Consider the following 21304-nt stretch of genomic DNA (forward strand, 5'->3'; position numbering starts at 1 on the left):
CCCGGCTCTCACGCCGGCAGGCTCAGCACGGCTCTCAGGCCGCCCAGCTCGCTTTCTTCCAGGCGGATATCCCCGCCATGGGCCCGCGCGGTGTCGCGGGCGATGGCCAGGCCGAGCCCGACGCCCTTCCTGTTGGCGTTGCGTGACTCGTCCAGGCGCGAAAATGCCTTGAAGGCCTCTGCGCGCTGGGGCTCGGGGATGCCCGGCCCGTCATCGTCGACCGCGACCTCGATCCGGCTCTCGGTGCGCGATGCGCTCAGCACGACGTGCTCGCCAAAGGCCCGACCGTTCTGGACCAGATTGGTCAGGGCCCGCTTCAGCGGCGCGGCGCGGCCGCGTATGACCAGCCCGTCCTCGATCTCCAGCGCAATATCCCCGCCATCCTCGCGGCGTACATCCTCGCCGATCTCGTAGCACAGCGCGGTCAGGTTGACCGCGCCCGGTTCCTCGCCCGCCTGGCCGTGGGCAAAGGCGAGGTATTCCTCCAGTGCTGCCTCCATCTCGGAGAGGTCCTTCATCGCCGCTTCGCGCTCTTCGCTGGCCGGCATCAGGGCCAGCTGCAGGCGCAGCCGCGTCAGCGGCGTGCGCAGGTCGTGGCTGACCCCGGCCAGCAGGGCCGTGCGCTGCTCCATGTGGCGGATCAGGCGCTGGCGCATGTCGATGAAGGCGTGGGCGGCCTGTCGCACCTCGCGCGCGCCGGCCGGCTTGAAGCGTTCGCGGTCCTGGCCGCGCCCGAAGGCCTCGGCCGCTTCGGCCAGCTGGCGGATCGGTTTGACCTGGTTGCGGATGAAGATGACCGAGACCGCGGTCAGCAGGCTCGTTGTGCCGATGATCCACAAAAGGAAGATATGCCCGGTCGTGGCAAACACGTGCTCGCGCACCACGATGAAGCGCAGCACGCCCTCGTCGACTGCCACGCGGATATCGACATATTCGGGATAGCGCGTGGTATCGAACCAGAACTCCTCGTCCAGCGTGTTCGAAAGGGCACGCCGCAAGGCCCGGTCCAGCGCTCGGAAGAAGGCCGTGCGCCGCGCGGTCGGCAGCACATCGCCTTCGCGCAGGTCGACCGACAGGCCCATCGTGTCATAGGCCTGACGCGACATCTCCTCGAACCGCCCGGGCTGGCTTTGATAGAGCGAGGTCATCATGGCGACATCGCCCGCCACGCTTTCCGACAGCCGCGCCGTCACCGTGTCCCAGTGTTCCTCGAAGAAGGTCCACGTCACCGCAACCTGCATCAGCGCCACCGGCAGGACGATGATCAGAAGCGAGCGCGCAAACAGGCCCTTGGGCAGGTAGCGCTTGATGCCGGTGCGGAACCTCACCGGCCCGACCCGCTGTCGAAGACGGCTTCGGCGACGAGCTTGTAGCCTTCCCCGCGTACGGTCTGGATCCAGATCGGCGCCTTGGGATCGGCTTCGATCTTGCGCCTCAGCCGTGTGATCTGAACGTCCACGGCGCGTTCGCCGGCTCCGGCCGCGGCCTTCTCGGAGAGGGCTTCGCGGCTGACCGGCTGACCCGCGCTCTGGGCCAGCGTGACCAGAAGCGCGCCTTCTCCCCCGGTCAGGCGCACGCGCTCGCCCTCGCGCTGGAGGTTCGCGGTGTCCAGATCCAGCTGCCAGGGCCCGAACACGACCCGCGAGGGGCCCTGGGTGCGGGGCAGCGACCGGCGCAATATCGCCTGGACGCGCAGGATCAGTTCTTCCGGCTCGAACGGCTTGGCCAGATAATCGTCCGCGCCCGCCGTCAGGCCGCGGATGCGGTCCTCCGGCTCGCCGCGTGCGGTCAGCAGCAGGATCGGGACATCGCCGGTCTCGCGCACCGTCTCGGTCAGCTCGAACCCGTCCATGCCCGGCATCATGACGTCGAGGATGAGAAGGTCGAAGGCGAGCGAGCGCAGCATGGACAGCGCCTTGGCAGCCTGCGGGGCGGCGGACACGCGATAGCCGCGTGCGCGCAGGAACTTCGTCAGCAGTTCGCGGATGCGGTCGTCATCGTCGACGACAAGGATATGGCTCTGGCGTGCATCGTTCATGGGGCGACCCGGTGATGGGCGGGTGGCCAGAGTGGACTGGTCGGCCCGAAGAGACAATTCACGGCGCGCTTCACACTATTTCGGCTTCTTGTACAACGGCTTTTCAAAGCGGCGATGGACCCAGAACCATTGCTCGGGCGCTTCGAGAATGCGCGCCTCGATAAACTCGTTGATGCGCGTCACGGTCTGCAGGATCGCCTCGTTTCCGCTGCCTTCGGGTGTATCGAGCGGCTCATGCACCTTCACGTGAAAGCGCGTGCCCTCCACGCGCCGGACCGACATCGGCACCAGGGGCGCGTCATAGCGCTGCGCCAGCCGGGCCGGGCCGGAGGCGGTCATCGCGGGGCGGCCGAAGAACGGCGCCGCGATACCGTCATTCATCTTCTGATCGTTCATCAGCCCGACCGGGTTGCCGGCCTGCAGCGCGGCCAGCATCTCCTTGGCGCCCGAACCGCCCTTGGGTGTCAGGATACGCACGCCATAGGCCTGGCGCTGGGCGATGATGCGCCGGTCGATGATCGGATTGTTGGCGTGGCGATAGGTGATCCGGCAGCTCTTCAGGTGCTGGGCCAGGGTCGCGCCGATCATCTCCCAGTTGGCGAAATGGCCGGAGAACAGCACGGTCGGCGCCTTTGACCGGCCGATATCTTCCAGGATTTCCGCGCCCTCGACCGTGACCTGCTGCGAGCGCACGCTCATGTCGAAGCGATCCATGTTGGGAAACTCTCCCAGGACCCGGCCGAAATTGTCCCACATCGCATCGAGCAGCGAGTCCAGCTCGCGTTCATGGGCATCGGGAAAGGCGATTCGCATGTTCACGCGCGCGACATGATGCGCGCTGCTGAGCGGGCCGATCCGGCGCAGCAGGGCGCTGCCCGCAACACTCGCGCGCTCAAGCCCCATGGCCCGGAACATGCCCTGATAGGCATCCCAGGCGAGGGCTTCGCCGCGCCAGCCCAGCCTTTGAAGAAGCGTTGTCATGGGGTTGGTCTAGCCGGGCTTCGCCGCGCCGTCCACGCTTTGGCGAAGCAGGTCGCTGACATGGGCCGGTGCGGAAAACCGCACCTCGACCGGCCAGGCCGCCACCTGTTTGCGCCAGTCGGGTGAAAGGCGCACCCAGTCCTTCTCGGTTGTAACCAGGCGCGCGCGGTGCGCCGCGGCCAGATCGGCGAGGCGCTCCAGCTCGGTACTGGAGAAGGCGTGGTGATCGGGAAAGCTCGCCGTCTCGGCCAGCTCACCGCCGGCCCGCGCCAGCGCGTCGTAGAATTTCTGCGGCCGTCCGATTCCGGCAAAGGCGAGCAGGCGTCCCTCCGGCGGCGCCTCGCCCGGCTCCAGCCAGGCACGCACCACGGGCAGCGGGCTGTCGACCAGCTGCAGGCGGCGATAATCGGGCTGCGTCTCGCCATCCGGCATCATCACGATGACCGCGTCGGCGCGCGCAAGGCCGCGCGCCACCGGTTCACGCAGCGGCCCGGCGGGAAAGACCCGGCCGGCGCCCCAGCCGGCCTCCCCGTCGACCACGACCAGCGAGAGATCCTTGTGGAGGCTGGGGTTCTGGTGTCCGTCATCCATCACGATCACGTCCACGCCCTCGGCCTGCATGGCCAGCGCTCCGGCGGCGCGGTCGCGCGCAATCCACGCCTCGCCCGTTCGCGCCAGCAGCAGCGGCTCGTCACCGACATCGCCCGCCGTGTGATGATCGGGGTCGACGCGCACCGGGCCGTCCAGCCGGCCCTTCCAGCCCCGGCTCAGGGACGCTGCGCGCAGCCCGTCCTGCCTCAGTTGTTCGACCAGGGCACGCACCACCGGCGTCTTGCCCGTCCCGCCCAGCGTCAGGTTCCCCACGCAGATCACCGGGATGCCGGCGCGCTGCGGTGTGGCACGTGCGATCCGCCGCGCCCCGAGGGCCGCATAGAGCGCGCCCAGCGGGGTCAGCAGCGCGCGGGTCAGGGCGGCCGACCCGCGGGGCGCATCGTCCTGCCAGAATGCGGGAGGGCGCATCAATCGCTCTCCCCGGGCAGCAGGGGCAGGAGCGCGCCCAGCGTGACGTCCAACGATTGGCCCGCCAGCGCAGCCAGGGCGGCCTCACCCGCCGCCCGCGCTTCGTCGCCGCGTGTCCAGGCCTGCTCGATGGCGCGCGCGATCGTTTCCGGCGTTCCCGCCGTCTCGACCGCTCCGGCCTCGCGATAGGCGGCGAAGACATCGTCGAAGCTGGCCGTATGCGGCCCGGTGACGACCTGGGCACCGGCCCGAGTGGCCTCCAGCGGGTTATGCCCGCCAATGCCCGGCAGCAGGCTGCCCGCAATGAAGGCGACCGGCGCGGCGGTGAACCACAGTGCCATCTCGCCCAGCGTGTCGGTCAGCCACACGGCCGTGTCCGGTGAGGGCGTCTCTCCGGCGGAGCGGCGCGCTGCGGTCAGGCCGGTTCGGCCGATCAGCTCGCCGATCGCCGGGCCGCGCTCGGGGTGGCGCGGCGCCAGGATCAGGAGCGCGTCAGGGGTTTCGCGCAGGATCTCGGCATGCGCGGCCAGAAGGATCTCGTCCTCGCCCTCATGCGTGCTTGCCGCCACCCAGACCGGGCGCGCACCGACGGTGCGGCGCACGCAGTCGAGCGCATCGGCGTCCGGCGGCGTGAATCCTGCGTCCAGTTTCAGATTGCCGACCGGCTCCAGCGGCGTGCCCAGCAGGGCGGACAGACCCTGCGCGGTGCGCAGGTCGGCCGGGCCGATCCAGTCGAAGCAGGACAATAGCCAGCGCGCGGTGTCCGGCCAGCGCCTCCAGCTTTGCAGCGAGCGCTCGTTCATGCGCGCATTGACCAGCGCCATGGGCGTGCCGCGCCTTGCCGTCTCCAGGATCAGGTTGGGCCACAGCTCGCTCTCGGTGAAGACGGCGAGATCGGGCTGCCAATGGTCCAGGAAACGCTCCACCGCATCGATCCGGTCGACCGGCGGGAATTGGTGCAGCAGGCCGGGCCGGACGCGTTCGCCGATCACCCGGGCCGAGGTGCGCGTGCCCGATGTGATGAGGACGCCCAGACCGGGCCGGCGGGCCTGCAGCGCCTCGGCGAGGGTGAGGGCGACCAGGCTCTCGCCGACGCTTGCCGCATGGATCCAGACCAGCGGTCCGGCCGGCCTGGGATGACCGGCGCGGCCCAGACGCTCGCCGAGGCGCGCCTTGTCTTCCTTGCCGGCCTTGGCGCGCCGGGTCAGCGCCGGTCCGGCCAGTCCGCCCAGGGCCCGCGTCGCGGCGCGGTACAGCGTCAATCCGGGCGGAAGACTCATAGGCCGGTATCCGCTCGGGGGGCGGACGGGGCCTTGGCAGGTTCGATGATCTCCGCCCCGGTCAGGCGTTCGGCCTGCTGTGTGGCCTCGATTAGCCGGGTCTCTAGTGTCTGGCGGGCCGCCTCCAGCGCATCGCTGTCCGCGCCCGGCTCCAGCACGAGCGGCTCGGTCCACACCATAGCCCCGCGCGAGAAGGGCAGCGGCAGGACGAAGCGGTCCCAGGAGTTGAACACGATGCGCGAGCGCGTCGACCAGCCCATGGCGACGATCGGGGCGCCGGTAGTCTTGGCCAGCCGGATTGCGCCCTGCGAAGCACGGTAGCGCGGCCCGCGCGGCCCGTCCGGGGTCACCGCGATACAGCCGCCCTGGCGCACGTGCCGGGCCATGGCGCGGAAGGCGGCGAGCGCCCCCTTGTCCTGGTCGGCCTTCTTGGCATTGCGTGAGGATCCGCGCACCGTGCCGAAGCCGCGCAGGGCCGCGAACCTGGCCACGACCTCGCCCTCGCGCGAGCGGGAGATCAGCACCGAGACCGGTTGCGCGCGCCGGGGCCAGGCCACAGGGGCCATCAGGATTCGCCCGTGCCAGGTGCAGGCGACGACGCCCCGGCCGCCCTGCCAGACCGCCTCCATCGGCGTCAGCCCCTCATAGGTCCATCGCGTCGTATGCTTGACCAGGCTCACATAGACGGAGAGCAGGCCGGCAATGGCGAAGCGGATCGCAGGGGTGTCGAGCAGCGCTTTGAACATGGTGCCATCTTGCTCGCCTTTGGCGCGCACCGCGTCAAGCATCATCGCCCGCGAGGTCTCAGTGCGCCCCTTCACCCCGTGACCGCTGCGATGGCTTGTCAGGCGCGCGCGCTGCGCTTAAGTCGCCCCGCATGACTTACGACCTGACCGACAAGAGCGAGTATCAGCGCGCCATGCGCGGCCTGATGTGGGGCGATCACGGCGTCCTGCGCCTGGCGTTCAAGAATTTCCGCGAGGTCGGGCCGGGCATGTGGCGCGGCAACCAGCCGAGCCCGGAACGCCTGAAAGTGCTCCAGCAGGCCGGGTTCAAGACGATCCTGAATCTGCGCGGGTCGCAGAAGGGCCGCCATTATTACGATCTCGAACACCACACCGCGCGCGAACTCGGTCTGGCCATTGTCGACCTGCCCTGGGGATCGCGCGAAGCGCCCTATGTCGAGCGCATCGAACAGCTGATCGAGGTCTTCGACACGATCGAATATCCCGCCTTCATGCATTGCAAGTCGGGCGCGGACCGGGCCGGTATCGTGGCCGTGCTCTACAAGCTGCTGCACGAGGGCGCCCCCTTCGAGGACGCCGTCCAGCAGCTTTCCTTCAAATACGGCCATGTCCGCCAGGGCAAGACGGGCATGCTGGACCATTTCTTCGATCTCTACCGCCAGCGCAATGCGCGCGAGCCGATCGATTTCCTCACCTGGGTTCGCACCGAATACGACCGGCAGGCTTGCCATGACGGCTTCATGGCAAGCTGGTGGGGCTCGATGCTCACCGAGAAGGTTCTGAGGCGGGAGTAGCGCAAATCACGTAAATGCTGTATTTCTTGCATATGAAGGGAAACGCAGCATGAGCGATCCGATTTTCTCCACCAGCGACCTGTCACGCAAGTCGGGCGACATCATCGCCGAGGCACTGCGCCGGCCGGTGACCATCACCCAACGCAACAAGCCGCGCCTCGTCGTGATGAATGTCGAGGATTATGAGCGCCTCCGGGCGCAAGCCGATCCGCGACGGGCTTACTCCACCGCCGAGATGCCACGCGACCTCCTGGAGGAAACGCTCGCGGCCATGGATCGCTATATCAAGGACGACGAGGCCTGACCGATGGCCTTCGATGCGGTCACGACGGGCAGCGTCATCGGCTATCCGTATCTGTGGCGGCGGGAGGCTCTGGCAGGTGAAACGGCCGGTCGCAAGGAGCGCCCGGTCGCCGTTGCGGTTCGTTTGGTGAGACCGGCGGGCGATCAACTCATCCTGCTTGCGATCACGACCAGACAGCCTTCCGGCGGCGCGGGCGTGGAAATACCCTGGCCGGAAAAGCAGCGGGCCGGACTGAATGTAGACAAACGTCTCTGGATTGTAGTGAGCGAGTGCAATTTCGATGTCGTGGGGCTGTCGTTTCACCTCTCGCCATCTGCACCGCTTGGCCGGTTTTCCGGGTCGTATATGAAAGTCTTGCGAGAGGCGTTGGCGCAGGCGGGCGGTCTTTCGTTATCCGTCTCACGGCTGGAATAGCCGGGCCTCACCCGCCCCAGGTGTGGTCGACGAAGATCGACACGCCGATGGCGATCAGCACGAGCCCGCCCAGAATTTCTGCCTTCTTGCCCAGCGCTTCGCGCGCATACGGCCCGATCAGATAGCCGATGGTGGACAGGCTGAACGAGGCCAGCCCGATGACCAGCGCGGCGTAAGCGCTGGCGCCGCTCAGTCCAAGCGCCACGCCCACGGCGGCGGAATCGACGCTGGTGCCCAGCGCGGTGAGTATGGTGGCGCCAAAGCCGGGCGGCGGTCCGGCCTCGTCGGGCTCCGCGTCGCTGGCAAGGCCCTCGCGGATCATTCGTACACCGATGAAGCAGAGCAGGACGAGGGCGATCCAGTGGTCGAGCGCGGTGATGACCGGGGCAAAGGTCCGCGCGGCCATCCAGCCGGCCAGCGCCATCAGGCCTTCCGCCCCGCCAAACACGGCCCCGACGCGCACGGCCGTCAGAGCGCGCGGGCGGACTTCTCTCGATCCGCGCGCCAGTGCCGCCGCGAACGCATCGGTCGACAGGCTGATCGCGGTGAGGGAGAGGGTGAGAACGCTCACCCCGTGCCGCCTCCCGGTTCGCGCAATTGCAGCCGGGACAGGTCGGCATAAAGGCCGCCCTCGGCCATCAGATTGTCGTGCGTGCCGGTCTCCACGATGCGGCCCTCGCGCATCACGAAGATCTGGTCGGCCTCGCGCACCGTCGACAGGCGGTGGGCGATGACCAGGGTCGTGCGTCCCTCAGACAGCCGCTCCAGCGCAGCCTGCACGCGCGCTTCGGACTGGGCGTCCAGCGCGCTGGTGGCCTCGTCCAGCAACAGGATGGGCGCGTCCTTCAAAATTGCACGGGCAATCGCGATCCGCTGGCGCTGACCGCCGGACAGGGCAGTGCCGCGCGGACCGACGCGGGTCTCGTAGCCGTGTTCCAGGGCAGTGACGAAGTCGTGCGCATCGGCGGCGCAGGCCGCTTCGGCGATTTCCTCGTCGGTCGCATCCAGCTTGCCGAAGGCGATATTGGCGCGCACCGTGTCGTCGAACATGGTCACGTCCTGGCTGACGAGCGAGACGGCGCCGCGCAGCGAGGCCAGCGTCACGCCTGCGATATCCTGTCCGTCAATGCGCACCTCGCCCGATCGCGGATCGTAAAGACGCGGGATCAGGTTGAGCAGCGAGGTCTTGCCCGATCCCGACGGTCCGACCAGCGCGGCGGTCTGGCCGGCCGGTACGCGCAGCGAGATGTCGCTCAGCGCCGCCGGACCGGTCTCGTACCCGAATTCGACGTCGCGAAACTCGATGGCGCCGCCGCGCACGTTCAGCGCCCTGGCGCCGGGCCGGTCGACCAGCCGGGGCGCATCGTCCAGCACGGTGAAAATGCGCTGCACGACGGCGAGGCCCTCCTGGATGACGCCGGATAGCGAGCCGAGTGCGCGCGCGGCGGGGCTGACGACCAGCACCGCGCCGACAATCCCCAGCAGATCTTCGATCCCGGACTCGCCGGTCGTGGCGCGCCAGGCCAGCAGGGCGAGCACGCCGGCCAGCGCGATCATGCCGGCAACCTCCATCACCGGCTCGATCATGGCGCGGTAGCGGGTCATGGAGAGCAGCAGGGTGAACCGGTCCTGGAAACGGGCCCGGGCGCGTTCCTTCGCGTAGGGTTCCAGAGAGAAGGTCTTGACCATGCGCGCGCCTGAGACGCTCTCTTCAAGAAAGCTGGTCACATCGCCCATCTGGGTCTGGACCTGATCGGAGCGGCGCCGGATCATCTTGCCGATGCGCAGCACCGGCTGGGCCGCAAGCGGCAGGACCAGCAGGACGAACAGGGCGAGCGCCCAGTCGATCCAGAACATCCAGGCCACGCCGAAGATGATCATGAACAGGTCGCGGGTCAGGTTGTTGGCCGATCGGATCAGGCTCTCGCGCAGCATCGTGATGTCGTTGGTGAAGCGCGAGATGATCGAGCCGGTCGATTGGCTCTGGATGCGCGCGAAATCGGCCTGCATGTACTGGGCGTAGAGCGCGTTCTGAAGATCGCGCATGATCGACAGCGCCAGCCGGTTGGTCGCCAGCGTCTGGCCGTAAAGACTGACGCTGCGGATGACGCCCAGCACCAGGAACATGGCCGGCGCGATCCAGATGGCCGAGGGCTCGGCCGCCTTGATCAGCTCACCGGCATAATGCAGCGCACCGGCATAGCTCGACCCGGCGGCGGCCGTGATCAGCGAGAGGAGTATACCCCACGCCAGAAGGCGCCATTTGGGCCGTATCCAGACGCGCCAGAGCCGCCGGGCGAGCGCGAAGCTGCGCTCCGGCGGCGGGGCCGCATCGGGCGTGGAAGCGGGAAGATCGCTCAGTGCCCCGGTCAGCCCTGCGGGCCGCCATCGGACGGGTCGAGCAGCTTGTGCGCATGGATGATGAAATAGCGCATGTGCGCGTTGTCGACCGTTTGCTGAGCCGCGCTGCGCCAGGCGCGCTTGGCGTCGTCATAGTTGGAATAGGCGCCGACGAATTCGACCTCGTCGAGATTCTTGAAATCGTGCGCGTGCGGGCTGACTTCATCGAGCTCGCCGCCGATAACGAGGTGGAGAAGCTGCTTGTCGTCGCTCATGGGCTCTTGCCTATCTGCCAGGGAGGTTAAAGGAGGCGCTCTAATAACAGGGCATGCAGGGCCGGACCAGAGGCCAGAGGCGGGAGCTGGCGCGGCTCGGCCTTGTCGTAGCGCAGCGGGGAGCCGTCATTGCCGGTAATCAGCCCGCCGGCCTCCTCGATCAGCATGTGTCCGGCCAGAAGGTCCCAGTCCCATTTGGGGCGCACCGCGACGACCGCATCGTACTCGCCGGCTGCGGCCATGGCGAGGCGCAAGGCGAAGGAATTGACCGTATGGGCGTGGGCGCCCAGATCGCGCAACGCCGTCAGCCGGCCGGGATCGCCCAGCAGGCGTGCGCCCTGGATGGAGTCCTGCGCGGTCATCGTCAGCCGGTCGCCATTGCGCCACGCGCCATGGCCGCGCAGCGCGGCATAGACGTGCTCGCGGCACGGATCGTACAGCACGCCGGCATAGGGGTGGCCGTCCATCAGGAGGCCGATGGAGATGACGAATTCCTCGCGCGTCTTCAGGAAGGCCCGCGTGCCGTCGATCGGATCGACCACGAAGGTACGGCGCTTTTCGAGCCGGCTCTGATCGTCGGCGTTTTCCTCCGACAGCCAGCCATAGTCCGGCCGCGCGCCCATCAGCTGGTCGCGGATGATCGCATTGGCCGCGTAATCGGCTTCGGTGACCGGATCGTTGACGCCCTTGTCCCAGGCTTTCAGCTCCTGGCCGTAAAAGCCCATCGCAGCTTTTCCGGCAGCGACGGCCGCTTTGGTCATCAAGGCCAGGTCGGGATCGTCGAAACTCGCCACCGTGTGTTCCTAAAGGCCGCCGACCGACAACGCGTCGACCAGTATGCTCGGCGAATTGGTGGCGTGATCGAATTCCAGGTCGCTGCCCGGTTCCAGGCGCGCGAAAATCTCGATCAGGTTTCCCGCGACCGTCATCTCGCTGACGGGTGCGGCGATCTTTCCGTCCACGATGGCAAATCCGGCCACGCCGACCGACCAGTCGCCGGTATTCTCGTTGAGGGACGGGCCGAACATCTCGGTCACTAGGAGGCCGGTTCCGGCATCTGCGATGAGGTCGTCGCGGCTGCGCTCGCCCGCTGCCAGATGGACGTTCGAGGTGCGCACGCCGGGCGGGGAGCCCAGTCCCTGCGAGGCATGGCCGGTCAGGGGCAGGCCGAGCTGGCGCGCCGAGGACGCGTTCAGCAGCCAGGTCGTCAGCACCCCGTCCTCGACAAGGGCGCGCGCCCGGACCGCCACACCTTCCCCGTCGAAGGCGCGCGAGCCGTGGCCCCAGGCCTTCAGCGGGTCTTCCACGATGTCGATCCCTTCGGCGAAGACGCGCTCGCCCATCTTCGATTTCAGGAAGGAGTTGCCGCGCGCAACCGCCGGGCCGGAGATGGCGCCCAGCAGCGACGACACGAAGGTCGTGGCGACCCGGGAGTCGAACACGACCGGCATCTTGCCGCCCTTGATCTTGGTCGAGCCCAGCCGCGCGGCGGCGCGTTCACCGGCGATGCGGCCGATCTCCTCGGGCGATTTGAGTTCGCCGAAGCGGCGCGCCGAATGGCCGTAGAAATCGCGCTCCATCACGGAGCCGCGCTTGGCCAGCGGCGCAATTCCCAGCGAGAAGGTCGAGCCCCTGCGCCCCGCCGCGAAACCGTTGGAGGTCACCAGCGCGCCCGCCCCGGCGCCGAATCCGGCCCCGGCCTGGGTGATGGTCTCCACCTCGTCGATCTTCAGCGCGGCGTCTTCCATCGCGAAGCCGAGATTTTCCAGGATGGCCGGGTCCCATTCACCCGCCTCGTAAAGGGGGATGTCGGGCAGCTTGCCTGCCAGCGCCTCGCGCTCGACCAGTCCGCAATAGGGGTCCTCGGGCGCGGCCTTGGCCATCGCCACGGCGCGCTCGATGGCCAGCTTGCGCCCTTGTGTGGACAGATCGGAGAACGCCACACCGGCCTGGCGCTTGCCGACGAAGACACGCAGGCCCGCATCGCGCGATTCCGAGCGTTCGAGATCCTCCAGCGCGCCGTTGCGGATGGAGGCCTCCAGCGAGCGGCTCTCCGCCAGTCCGGCCTCGGCGGCGTCCGCGCCGGCCTTCAGCGCGTCGCGGACAATGTCCTCTGCGAGGTTTTTCAGCGCTTCGGGATCGGGCGCAGTCTGGGTGGAGCGGGGGTCGGGAGCGGTTTGGGTCATGGTATTGCTCTTAGCGCGGAGGGGGCTGATAGAGCAACGCGGCGCGCTCAGTGATCGCTCCCGGCTTCGCCCCCTAGATCACTGCGTAGGCGATGAGCCTCACATGAATTCGTCTCAGGGCCACTTCTGAGCGGCGTGAAGCACGCGCAGCACTGTCACCGCGAGCGGGGTTTCGGCATAAACCACAATGTAGTTGGGCCGGACAACCAACTCCCGGGTATCCTCTGCCCTACCAGGTCGGCCGCGTTTGGGATGAGCCAATAACTGAGTGACCTTGACCTCGATTTCCTCCATCAGGGTGAGGGCTGCATCCGGGTTGTCGTCCGAGATGTAGTCGACGATGGCCGCCAGGTCGGCGATCGCCGGGACCTTCCATTCGAGTTCAGGCACGACGCTTCGCTTCGATCAAGGCCCGCGCTTCCTTCATGACCTGGTCGTGTGGTTGTGCCGGGCGCGGATCGGCGAGCGCCTCCTGCACCTTGGCACGGAACCAGGTGTCATAGGCGTCCGGGTCCGTGGTCAGACCCGCCGGCAGACCGCCCTCTGCTGCCACGCGGGTCAGCAGAATACGCACTGCATCGGACAGCGTCAGGCCTACGCCGGACAGGGCTTCGGCGGCTTGCGCCTTGAGCTGGTCGTCCACGCGGACGTGAAGCATCGAGGTTTGAGCGGACATGGCATCGCCTCCTATACATAGCCCATAATGTATCTCAAATGAGATACAGTCAAGGACTCTGGCGCCTCGCACTCTTCTTTTGGTAATGCCGCTCGGCGTGAACGTCTCCAGCCTCTCCCCTAGATCACTGCGTAGGCGATGAGCGCCACGGCCATCAGCAGGTAGACCAGCAGCGTTCCCAGCGAGCCGATAAAGCGTCCCGGGGTCGCCGCATCCGAGGTCGACAGGCCATAGGCGTGGGCCAGGCGCGCCAGGGTCAGCGCGGCGCCGAAGACGTGAATCGCGGAGGCCGGCGCATTCACGAGCGCCAGCGCCAGCAGGCCGAGCAGGGCGGCGGGCACCCATTCGGCGCCATTGGCATGCGTGCGGACCGCACGCTCCATCTCGGCAAAGCCGCCCGTACCGATATTCACTTTGAGGCGGCGCCGGACGATCGAGACCCGAAAGCCGATGAACAGGAGAATGAGCAGGTTGAGCCCGATATAGAGGGCGGCGGCGTGCAAGGCGGTCATAAGTTGGGTTCCTCCCCGAGAGACCGCTGCCTTGCCGCGAGGATTACTCGTCTTCGGCGGGCAGCTGGTCGGCTTCCTTTATGGCGGCAGCCAGCGCCTCGGGGGCTTCCGCGCCCGATACCGCAAACTGTCCGTTGAAAATGAAGCACGGGACGCCCTGAACCCCAAGGTTTCTGTAGAACGCCTCCTCGCGCTGCACCGCGTCCTCGTCGCGGTTCGTGGCGAGCAATTCGCTCACCGTGGCCGCGTCCAGCCCCGCCTCGCCGGCCAGTTCGGCCAGCACCTCGTGCCGGGACAGGTCGCGCAACTCGTCGAAAAAGGCCTTGAACAGCGCCTCGCTCATCGCCTCGCCCAGGCCCTGGCCTTCGGCCCAGCGGATCAGGCGATGGCAATCGAGCGTGTTGGGACGCACCTTGATCTCGTCGAAGCGGAACGTGATACCCGCCTCCGGTCCGACCGCCTCGAGATGGTCGCGCATGGCTTTCCAGCGCTCCGATCCCGACCCGGACCCGGCGCCGGCAAATTTCGCCTTCATGTAGTCCTTGTAGTCCACGCCCTCGCGCGGGATCGCCGGGTCGAGCTGGAAGGCGCGCAGCTGCGTCGCGGTGCGGATGGGCCGGGCGAGCGTGCGCGCCTGCGCCCAGTAGCGATGGCCCAGCCAGCACCAGGGGCAGACAATGTCGGAGACGAGATCGACGGAGACGGTCATGAACTCCCCCTGTGAGGACGGCGAGGCCCGCGGCTAGCGCGCGTCGGGCTGCCTGGACGGATGGGCTGCGGCAAATTCGGGCACCGACTGGGCGGCGGCATTGGCGGCCACCAGTTTTGGAAACCGCTCCAGATCGACTCCGAAGCGTTCGGCATTGAACATCTGGGGCATCAGATAGACCTCGGCAAGGCTGGGCCCCGTCCCGAACAGGAAGCCGCCTCCGCCCGCATCCGGTTCGGCCATCTCCTCCAGCGCCTCGAACCCGACCGTGATCCAGTGGCGCGCCCACTCGGTCCCGGCGTCGGGATCGCTGTCCTTCATCGCCTTGACCGCCTTCAGGATGCGCAGATTCTGGATCGGATGGATGTCGCAGCCGATTGCCGCACAGAAGGCACGGGTGCGGGCGCGCAAGATCGGCTCATGGGGCAGCAGGGCCGGTTCCGGCCAGGTCTCCTCCATCCATTCGAGAATCGCCGGGCTCTGCGTCAGCACCCCGCCATCGACTTTCAGCGCCGGCACGAGCCCTTGCGGGTTGAGCCGCTTGTAGGCTTCGCCCGATTGCGCGCCGCCCGCCAGGTCGACCGGCTCATAGTCGTAATCCACGCCCTTGTAATTGAGCGCGGCGCGGACGCGATAGGTCGTTCCTGAGCGAAAATACCCATAAAGCACCGGTTTCATTGGCGTTTCTCCTTGGCTGAGCGACGGGGGATGAATTTAGTTACAAATGATACTATCTTGAGCTAAGACGATGCGCAGTCTGCCTGGCCGGATCAACCCTGGCGCGGGCCGCACGACACCAAACTATTTTTAAAGGGAGCGCTTTCATGGCCGATCTTTTCGAGAACCCGCTGGGCACTGACGGTTTTGAGTTCGTGGAGTACACCTCCAGCAAGCCTGAAGAGCTCGACGCGCTGTTCCGCCGCCTCGGTTTCACCCCGGTGGCCAAACACAAGTCCAAAGACATCGTGCGCTACAAGCAGGGCGACATCAATTTCCTGGTCAACCGGGAAAGCGCCGGCCAGGCCGCGGAGTTCCGCAAGACGCACGGCCCGTCGGCGAATGCGATGGCCTTCCGCGTCAAGGACGCCAAGGACGCCTACAAGAAAGCGCTGGAGCGCGGCGCCGAACCGTTCGGCGAGGGCATCTGGAGCGATGGCGAGACCATCCCCGCGATCAAGGGCATTGGCGGCTCGGTCCTCTACCTGGTCGACACCTATGGCGACAAGACGATCTATGACGACTGGGAGCCGACCGGCGAGACCGACAAGGGCGGTGTCGGCCTCGAAGTGCTCGACCACCTCACCCACAATGTCGAGCTGGGCAATATGGACAAGTGGGCGAGCTTCTACGAAGACGTCTTCAACTTCCGCGAAATCCGCTATTTCGACATCAAGGGCCAGCATACCGGCCTGAAATCGCGCGCCATGACCGGCCCGTGCGGCAAGCTGAAAATCCCGCTGAACGAAAGCTCCGACGACCAGTCCCAGATCGCCGAATACCTGCGCGATTATAACGGCGAGGGCATCCAGCACATCGCCCTGACGACGCCGCGCATCTACGAGACGGTCGAGGAAATGCGCGAGAAGAAGGTCGACTTCCAGTCGACGCCGGACACCTATTACGAGCTGGTCGACGAGCGCGTCCCCAACCACGGCGAGGACCTGCCGCGCCTGGAGGCGAACAAGATCCTCATCGATGGCGATCTGGAAAGCGGCGACGGCCTGCTCCTGCAGATCTTCACCCAGAACGCGATCGGTCCGATCTTCTTCGAGATCATCCAGCGCAAGGGCAATGAAGGCTTCGGCGAGGGCAATTTCAAAGCCCTGTTCGAATCCATCGAGCTGGATCAGGTCCGCCGCGGCGTCATCAAGCCGGCAGGCACGTCTGCCGCCGAGTAATGACCAGGGACACCACCACCCCGGCAAAGACGGGCGCAGGGTCTTCGGCCCTGCGCCTGTCGGCGTATCTGCCCTACCGGCTCTCGGTCGTGTCCAACAAGGTGTCGGGGCTGATCGCGCGCGCCTACCAGTCGCGTTTCGGCCTGACCATCTGGGAATGGCGTGTGATCGCGGTGCTGGGCGAGGGCGCGCCGATGACGGCCCAGGGCGTGTGCGAAGCCACCGCCATGGACAAGGTGCCCGTCAGCCGGGCCATCCGCGCGCTCGACGAGCGCGGCCTGGTCAGGCGCACGCGCCGGTCCAGCGACCGGCGCGCGAGCGATGTGGAGCTGACCGGGGAAGGTCAGCGCATTTACGAGGAAGTCGCCCCGCTGGCCATGCAGTACGAGACATCTCTGCTGGACGGCCTGGCGGACGCGGAGCGCGAGCGGCTCATGGCCCTGCTCGACGCGCTGGAAGAACGGGCCGACGCGATCGCGCCGGCCGCCAATTCTTCAGACTAGGCCGTCACGATCAGGCTGAGCCATTGCGCGGCGAGGGCGGGATTGTCCACGCCGTCGATCTCCACGCTGCAATCATGGGTCAGCTGGATCTGACCCGGCTTGCGCGCCTCTGCCTTGGCCAGCGTGAACGCGCCGCGAATCTTCGAGCCCACCCGCACCGGGGTCAGGAAACGAATCTTTTCGAAGCCGTAATTGATGCCCATCACGATGCCGTCCGGCGGCGCGGGCAGGGCTTCCTCGATGAAATGGCTCATCAGCGACAGCGTCAGGAAGCCGTGCGCGATCGGCCCGCCGAAGGGTGTTTCCTTCGCGGCGCGGTCGGGATCGACGTGGATGAATTGATGATCCAGGGTCACGTCGGCAAACGTGTTGACGCGGTCCTGGTCGACGGTGAACCAGCTCGACCGGTAGGTCTCGCCAATTCGCGATTGATAGGTTTCAAGAATGCTCATGAGGGCGATGACAGCGCGCGTGCTCCGCGCGGTCAAGCCGTTTTCCCGGCAGGTCGGGCAATTGCGTGTGGACGAGGGGGGGCGGCGAAGGGTGAGACGAAGCCGTCAGCGCGAGAACAGGCGCGAGACCAGGGCCATCGCCCCGGCTGCGGCCAGCAGGACGAGCGGCGCGTAGTCCAGGCTGGCCGGTGCCTCGGTCTCCGCCAGGGCAAGGGACACGGTAAAGGCGGCGATCAGCAATCCCCACACCAACAGCGTCAACATCCATTTGGCGGCTGGCACGTCCCGGCCTCTTTAAGCTAGCGCGTTAACACATTGTTGACTATCGCCCACTCTGCTTCAACGCGCAAGGTTCGAACGATTTCGCCTGTTGCGGGATGTCGTGCCGGGCTCGTGCTAAACGCACCATTAAGCCTGGCCGGGTCAGACTGGGCGCTTGATGCCGGACCGCCCCTGCTGGAGCCATTTATTCATGAGCGACGCGCCGCTTCTCGATCTCGAACACCTGGCCCAGTACACGGCCGGTGAGCCGGTCCTGGAGGCGGAGCTCTTCGCCCTCTTCTCCACCCAGGTGGAAAATTGCGTCGGCCAGATGGAGGCCGCTGCCTCAGGCGACAGCTGGATGGCGGCTGCCCACACGCTCAAAGGTGCCTCGCGCGGTGTGGGCGCCATGGACCTCGCGGACGCCTGCGCGCACGCCGAGCAGCACCCGCTCGATCCCGACACGCTGGCCGATGTCAGGGCTCGCGCGCACAGGACGTTGCGCGAAATTCGCACCGTCATGGAAAGCCGGCTCTAACCTCGTCAGTCTCGATCCTGCGTGCGGTCCCAGACCTCGAACTCGTAGGCGATGGACCGCTCGACCAGCTCACGCCAGACCGGCTCGGCAATGTCGCGCGGCAGGCCTTCGCGGCTGGCGCGGTCCAGCACCTTGGCCACCACGTCCTCGACCCGGTCCTCGTCGCGCACCGCGCCTCGGTCCGGCTTGATCCGCGCGGCCGCTTCCATGTAGCGGCTGCGTTCGGCGATCAGCGCGACCAGGGCCCGGTCCAGCCGGTCCACCCCGTCGCGAACGTCGTCCATCGTGCGGCACGCTTGCGGCGGTGTGCGGGCGTCGAGGTCGTTGCGATCGATCATGGCGCAGTCCTGTCAGGCAAACCGGAGGTCTCGGCCCGCCTTATAGGCGCGCCCGGCCCCCGGTTGAAGCCCGCCGGACACGCACGGAACGGAACTTCCAGCCGGTCCGGTACGCTAGACACGCAGGAGCGCAGACGCGCAGGAGGTTGCCATGAAAGAGATACAGGCCGGAGAACCGGTGTTCGGAACGCCTGACCCGGACGCGGATTATGTCCCGCGCGAGGCGGCCTACGGCGTGCTCTCCGATCCGATCGGCCGCATCGCCCTGGTGGCGATCGGGACGGGACGAAATCCCGAATACGATCTGCCCGGTGGCGCGGTGGAAGCGGGTGAAACCATCGAGGACGCGCTGGTGCGCGAGTTCGGTGAAGAAACCGGGCTGAAGGTGAAACCGGGTGACGCCCTCGGCACCGCCTGGCATTACTGGCACAAGCCCGACGGCAAGCGGATCTTCAATCACGCCCATTTCTTCGAGGTCACGTCGGTGAGCGAGAACGCCGCCAAGGTCGAGGCCGATCACACCCTGATCTGGGCGAGCCTGGCCGACTGCATCGCCCGGCTGCGCCACGAGGCCTCCGCCTGGGCGCTGACGCGCTGGGTCCGGATCAATGGCTCGGGTTATCCGCGCAGTTCTGGCTAAGGCGTCGAGCTTACCGCTTGGCCAGTTCCTTCATCGCGCGGTCGACCCCGTCCAGCGTTAAGGGGAACATGCGTTCCGGCCCGACAATCTCGCGCACGAGCTGGATGGAATAGGTGTGCGGCCACCATTTTTCCGGCTGCGGGTTGAGCCAGACCAGGTTCGGCCAGGTCTCCGCGATCCGCCGCAGCCAGGTGCCGCCCGCTTCCTCGTTCCAGCCTTCCACCGCGCCGCCGGGATGGGTGATCTCGTACGGGGCCATGGAGGCATCCCCGACCACCACGATGCGCCAGTCGCCGGGGTATTTGTGCATCAGGTCGTAGGTCGGCGTCGTCTCGCTGCGCCGGCGCAGATTGGACTTCCACACCGCCTCGTAGGGGCAGTTGTGGAAATAGTAGTATTCGAGATTCTTGAACACGCTGCGCGCGGCGGAGAACAGCTTCTCCGTCATCTCGATATAGGGATCCATCGATCCGCCCACGTCGAACAGCACCAGCACCTTGATGGCGTTGCGCCGCTCGGGGCGCATCTTCACGTCCAGATAGCCGTGCTGGGCGGTCGCGCGGATGGTGGAGTTGAGGTCGAGCTCCTCCTCCGCCCCGTCGCGCGCGAACCGGCGCAGGCGGCGCAGCGCGACCTTCAGATTGCGGGTGCCCAGCTCGCGGTCGGAATCGAGATCCTTGAACCGGCGATCTTCCCAGACCTTGGCCGCGCGCTTGTTCTTCGACTGGCCGCCGATGCGCACCCCGGCCGGGTTCCAGCCCGAATGGCCGTAAGGGCTCGTGCCCCCGGTCCCGATCCATTTATTGCCGCCTTCGTGGCGCTCTTTCTGCTCTTCGAGACGCTCCTGCAGCGTCTTCATCAGCTCGTCGAAATCCATCGCGTCCAGCGCGTCCATCTCCTCCCGGGTGAGATGGCGCTTCATTTCCGCGCGCAACCAGTCTTCGGGGATTTCTTCTTTCTGAAACAGCTCGCCCAGCGCCTCCACACCTTCGAAGAAGTGGGCGAACACCTTGTCGAACTTGTCGAAATTGCGCTCGTCCTTGACCAGCGCGGCCCGGCTCACCGAATAGAATTCATCCAGCGACGGCCCGATCGCACCCTTGTCGAGCGCTTCGAGCAGGGTGAGATACTCGCGCGTAGACACCGGAATTTTCGCGGCGCGCAGACCGGTGAAGAAGCGATGGAACATGGCGTTTGACATAGGCGGACTCTAACCGCCGCCACGCGCCACGACAAACCCTTCGCTGCGCGGTGATGGCATAAACCCGGCCCGCTCCTCCCCGGCTTTCGTCAGGAAAGAGTAAAGCAATCTATTCCTGTCATCCTGGCCGAGTGAAACGAGAGCCGGGACCTCGTGGGGGAGGCCGGCTCGCACCGGTCACCTGCGCGAGGCCCCGGCTCGGCCTTTGGCCGTCCGGGGTTTCAGCTGATTACATGTCCTGAAATCCCGGGCGGAGCGCAGCGCAGACCCGGGACCTGGATAAGGACAGGACGCCACCCATCGAGGACGGCATTCCACGCTCCCTGGATCCTGACGTTCGTCAGGAAAGAGGGCGAGAGGTTTTCAAAGTCCAAACCTCGTCGTTCCCGCGAAAGCGGGAACCCAGAGAGGACAGGGCGCCCTACGCTCTCTGGGTCCCGGGGCAAGCCCGGGATGACGATGTTTAACGCTTTGATCTGTTTCACACTTAGAGATAGACCGATCACGCCTCGGGCGTCAGGGCGGGTACGACGACGCGCTTGCGGCTCTGGAACTTGTCGCCCAGCTCCTCGGCGCGGTCCTTGGCGATCACCTTGCGGGCGTCGGAGAAGATCTCGTTCTCCTCTTCCTCCATGTGGTGCTCGAGCAATTCCTTGAGCACGGTGAACTTGCCGATCCAGGCCTCGGAATCCTTCGGCATGACGTCGAGCTCTTCCAGAAGTCCGCCGGCGACATGGTGCTCGTTGACCGCTTCCATCGCATCGCCACGCGTTTCCTTCGCGCCGCGCAGGGGCTCGTAGAACAGCGCTTCCTCGATCTTGTTGTGCGACCACATGTCCAGCTTGAAGGTTTCGAACAGCTCTTCGCGTTTCTTTGCGGCGCGGTTGGTGGTGTCCATGATCTGCTTCATCAGATCGCGCGCCTTGTCGTGGTCCTTGGTGATTTCCTTGTAGATATCGGCCATGGGAAGGTCTCCTCGTTGCAGGGTGCGAGAAGATAACGGCCCAAGGGGGCGGGCGTGTTCCCGCCGGGGGTGAGGAGGCGGGCCGTTTAAGGCATCGGAGGGCAAGGGCTTTCTCTGAACCCTGAGTTTCGTCAGGAGAGAGTAAAACAATCCATCCATGTCATCCCGGCCGAGTGAAACGAGAGCCGGGACCTCGTGAGGGAGGCCGGCTCGCACCCGTCAACAACGCGAGGC

At 66.6% G+C, this 21304-nt stretch carries 28 protein-coding genes; 7 read left to right on the forward strand and 21 right to left on the reverse strand.

Going from position 1 to position 21304, the window contains the following annotated elements:
* Window positions 1-8 precede the first annotated feature (8 nt).
* From PGP17_RS05585 to PGP17_RS05610, 6 genes are all read right to left on the reverse strand, one after another.
* The gene (locus tag PGP17_RS05585) at window positions 9-1328 is read right to left on the reverse strand and encodes an ATP-binding protein (RefSeq protein WP_270374557.1); all 1320 of its coding nucleotides are present in this window, start codon (window positions 1326-1328) and stop codon (window positions 9-11) included.
* Entirely contained in the window at window positions 1325-2038 is a 714-nt protein-coding gene (locus PGP17_RS05590; RefSeq protein WP_135942986.1) for a response regulator, read from the reverse strand. The genes PGP17_RS05585 and PGP17_RS05590 overlap by 4 nt, the downstream gene beginning before the upstream one ends.
* A 75-nt stretch (window positions 2039-2113) precedes the next feature.
* The gene (locus tag PGP17_RS05595) at window positions 2114-3019 is read right to left on the reverse strand and encodes a lysophospholipid acyltransferase family protein (protein WP_270374558.1); all 906 of its coding nucleotides are present in this window, start codon (window positions 3017-3019) and stop codon (window positions 2114-2116) included.
* A 9-nt stretch (window positions 3020-3028) separates the two neighbouring features.
* Window positions 3029-4039: a tetraacyldisaccharide 4'-kinase gene (gene lpxK / locus PGP17_RS05600; RefSeq protein ID WP_270374559.1), complete on the reverse strand. Its 1011-nt coding sequence runs from the start codon at window positions 4037-4039 to the stop codon at window positions 3029-3031.
* The gene (locus PGP17_RS05605; protein WP_270374560.1) at window positions 4039-5319 is read right to left on the reverse strand and encodes a 3-deoxy-D-manno-octulosonic acid transferase; all 1281 of its coding nucleotides are present in this window, start codon (window positions 5317-5319) and stop codon (window positions 4039-4041) included. The genes lpxK and PGP17_RS05605 overlap by 1 nt, the downstream gene beginning before the upstream one ends.
* Complete coding sequence (locus tag PGP17_RS05610) at window positions 5316-6110, reverse strand: lysophospholipid acyltransferase family protein (protein WP_270374561.1); 795 nt, start codon at window positions 6108-6110, stop codon at window positions 5316-5318. The genes PGP17_RS05605 and PGP17_RS05610 overlap by 4 nt, the downstream gene beginning before the upstream one ends.
* 86 nt (window positions 6111-6196) lie before the next feature.
* Here PGP17_RS05610 and PGP17_RS05615 point away from each other — a divergent pair, with 86 nt between their 5' ends.
* Genes PGP17_RS05615 through PGP17_RS05625 form a run of 3 tightly spaced genes read left to right on the forward strand, consistent with a single transcriptional unit; the run spans window position 6197 to window position 7577 of the window.
* Entirely contained in the window at window positions 6197-6859 is a 663-nt protein-coding gene (locus PGP17_RS05615; protein WP_270374562.1) for a fused DSP-PTPase phosphatase/NAD kinase-like protein, read from the forward strand.
* Window positions 6860-6908: 49 nt separating this feature from the next.
* A complete protein-coding gene (locus PGP17_RS05620) occupies window positions 6909-7163 on the forward strand; it encodes a type II toxin-antitoxin system prevent-host-death family antitoxin (RefSeq protein ID WP_135942992.1) in 255 nt (84 codons plus the stop codon).
* Window positions 7164-7166: 3 nt separating this feature from the next.
* Window positions 7167-7577, forward strand: coding sequence for a hypothetical protein (locus PGP17_RS05625; protein ID WP_270374563.1), 411 nt, complete (start codon window positions 7167-7169; stop codon window positions 7575-7577).
* A 7-nt stretch (window positions 7578-7584) separates the two neighbouring features.
* Here PGP17_RS05625 and PGP17_RS05630 read toward each other — a convergent pair whose 3' ends face one another.
* From PGP17_RS05630 to maiA, 10 genes are all read right to left on the reverse strand, one after another.
* Window positions 7585-8148, reverse strand: a complete 564-nt coding sequence (locus tag PGP17_RS05630) for a manganese efflux pump MntP (RefSeq protein WP_270374564.1) — start codon at window positions 8146-8148, stop codon at window positions 7585-7587.
* Window positions 8145-9950, reverse strand: a complete 1806-nt coding sequence (locus PGP17_RS05635) for an ABC transporter ATP-binding protein (protein WP_442915135.1) — start codon at window positions 9948-9950, stop codon at window positions 8145-8147. Before PGP17_RS05635 ends, PGP17_RS05630 begins: the two co-directional genes overlap by 4 nt.
* Window positions 9947-10192: a DUF4170 domain-containing protein gene (locus PGP17_RS05640; RefSeq protein ID WP_135942996.1), complete on the reverse strand. Its 246-nt coding sequence runs from the start codon at window positions 10190-10192 to the stop codon at window positions 9947-9949. The genes PGP17_RS05635 and PGP17_RS05640 overlap by 4 nt, the downstream gene beginning before the upstream one ends.
* A gap of 26 nt (window positions 10193-10218) precedes the next feature.
* Complete coding sequence (locus PGP17_RS05645; protein ID WP_233342046.1) at window positions 10219-10986, reverse strand: 3'(2'),5'-bisphosphate nucleotidase CysQ; 768 nt, start codon at window positions 10984-10986, stop codon at window positions 10219-10221.
* A 9-nt stretch (window positions 10987-10995) separates the two neighbouring features.
* On the reverse strand, window positions 10996-12378 hold the full coding sequence (locus PGP17_RS05650) for a TldD/PmbA family protein (RefSeq protein ID WP_270374565.1): 1383 nt from the start codon (window positions 12376-12378) through the stop codon (window positions 10996-10998).
* 114 nt (window positions 12379-12492) lie between these two features.
* Window positions 12493-12768: a type II toxin-antitoxin system RelE/ParE family toxin gene (locus PGP17_RS05655; protein ID WP_135942998.1), complete on the reverse strand. Its 276-nt coding sequence runs from the start codon at window positions 12766-12768 to the stop codon at window positions 12493-12495.
* Window positions 12761-13054 (reverse strand): type II toxin-antitoxin system RelB family antitoxin, encoded by a 294-nt coding sequence (gene relB / locus PGP17_RS05660; RefSeq protein WP_135942999.1) that lies wholly within the window; start codon window positions 13052-13054, stop codon window positions 12761-12763. Before relB ends, PGP17_RS05655 begins: the two co-directional genes overlap by 8 nt.
* 119 nt (window positions 13055-13173) lie before the next feature.
* Complete coding sequence (locus PGP17_RS05665) at window positions 13174-13566, reverse strand: MAPEG family protein (RefSeq protein ID WP_135943000.1); 393 nt, start codon at window positions 13564-13566, stop codon at window positions 13174-13176.
* A 43-nt stretch (window positions 13567-13609) separates the two neighbouring features.
* Entirely contained in the window at window positions 13610-14275 is a 666-nt protein-coding gene (locus PGP17_RS05670) for a DsbA family oxidoreductase (protein ID WP_270374566.1), read from the reverse strand.
* Window positions 14276-14308: 33 nt separating this feature from the next.
* Window positions 14309-14953 (reverse strand): maleylacetoacetate isomerase, encoded by a 645-nt coding sequence (gene maiA / locus PGP17_RS05675; protein ID WP_270374567.1) that lies wholly within the window; start codon window positions 14951-14953, stop codon window positions 14309-14311.
* A gap of 146 nt (window positions 14954-15099) precedes the next feature.
* Here maiA and hppD point away from each other — a divergent pair, with 146 nt between their 5' ends.
* Together hppD and PGP17_RS05685 are read left to right on the forward strand one after the other, a co-directional pair.
* Window positions 15100-16173 (forward strand): 4-hydroxyphenylpyruvate dioxygenase, encoded by a 1074-nt coding sequence (gene hppD / locus PGP17_RS05680; protein WP_270374568.1) that lies wholly within the window; start codon window positions 15100-15102, stop codon window positions 16171-16173.
* A complete protein-coding gene (locus PGP17_RS05685; protein ID WP_270374569.1) occupies window positions 16173-16676 on the forward strand; it encodes a MarR family winged helix-turn-helix transcriptional regulator in 504 nt (167 codons plus the stop codon). The genes hppD and PGP17_RS05685 overlap by 1 nt, the downstream gene beginning before the upstream one ends.
* On the opposite strand, the gene PGP17_RS05690 is transcribed toward PGP17_RS05685, so the two are convergent.
* Both PGP17_RS05690 and PGP17_RS05695 read right to left on the reverse strand, forming a co-directional pair.
* Entirely contained in the window at window positions 16673-17128 is a 456-nt protein-coding gene (locus tag PGP17_RS05690; RefSeq protein WP_270374570.1) for a MaoC family dehydratase, read from the reverse strand. The two genes, PGP17_RS05685 and PGP17_RS05690, sit on opposite strands and share 4 nt — an antisense overlap.
* Before the next feature lie 105 nt (window positions 17129-17233).
* On the reverse strand, window positions 17234-17392 hold the full coding sequence (locus PGP17_RS05695; RefSeq protein WP_270374571.1) for a hypothetical protein: 159 nt from the start codon (window positions 17390-17392) through the stop codon (window positions 17234-17236).
* Between the two features lie 208 nt (window positions 17393-17600).
* On the opposite strand from PGP17_RS05695, the gene PGP17_RS05700 reads away from it, so the two are divergent.
* On the forward strand, window positions 17601-17927 hold the full coding sequence (locus tag PGP17_RS05700; RefSeq protein WP_270374572.1) for an Hpt domain-containing protein: 327 nt from the start codon (window positions 17601-17603) through the stop codon (window positions 17925-17927).
* A 5-nt stretch (window positions 17928-17932) separates the two neighbouring features.
* Here PGP17_RS05700 and PGP17_RS05705 read toward each other — a convergent pair whose 3' ends face one another.
* Window positions 17933-18265 carry a chorismate mutase gene (locus tag PGP17_RS05705; protein ID WP_135943007.1) on the reverse strand — a complete coding sequence of 111 codons (333 nt, stop codon included), beginning with the start codon at window positions 18263-18265 and terminating at the stop codon, window positions 17933-17935.
* 151 nt (window positions 18266-18416) lie between these two features.
* On the opposite strand from PGP17_RS05705, the gene PGP17_RS05710 reads away from it, so the two are divergent.
* Window positions 18417-18905 carry an NUDIX domain-containing protein gene (locus PGP17_RS05710; RefSeq protein ID WP_270374573.1) on the forward strand — a complete coding sequence of 163 codons (489 nt, stop codon included), beginning with the start codon at window positions 18417-18419 and terminating at the stop codon, window positions 18903-18905.
* Window positions 18906-18915: 10 nt separating this feature from the next.
* On the opposite strand, the gene PGP17_RS05715 is transcribed toward PGP17_RS05710, so the two are convergent.
* Window positions 18916-20094 (reverse strand): vWA domain-containing protein, encoded by a 1179-nt coding sequence (locus PGP17_RS05715; protein ID WP_135943009.1) that lies wholly within the window; start codon window positions 20092-20094, stop codon window positions 18916-18918.
* Window positions 20095-20608: 514 nt separating this feature from the next.
* Window positions 20609-21070, reverse strand: a complete 462-nt coding sequence (locus PGP17_RS05720) for a hemerythrin domain-containing protein (protein WP_270374574.1) — start codon at window positions 21068-21070, stop codon at window positions 20609-20611.
* Window positions 21071-21304: the final 234 nt, after the last annotated feature.

Source organism: Marinicauda sp. Alg238-R41, from assembly GCF_947331485.1.
Taxonomy (GTDB): domain Bacteria; phylum Pseudomonadota; class Alphaproteobacteria; order Caulobacterales; family Maricaulaceae; genus Marinicauda; species Marinicauda pacifica.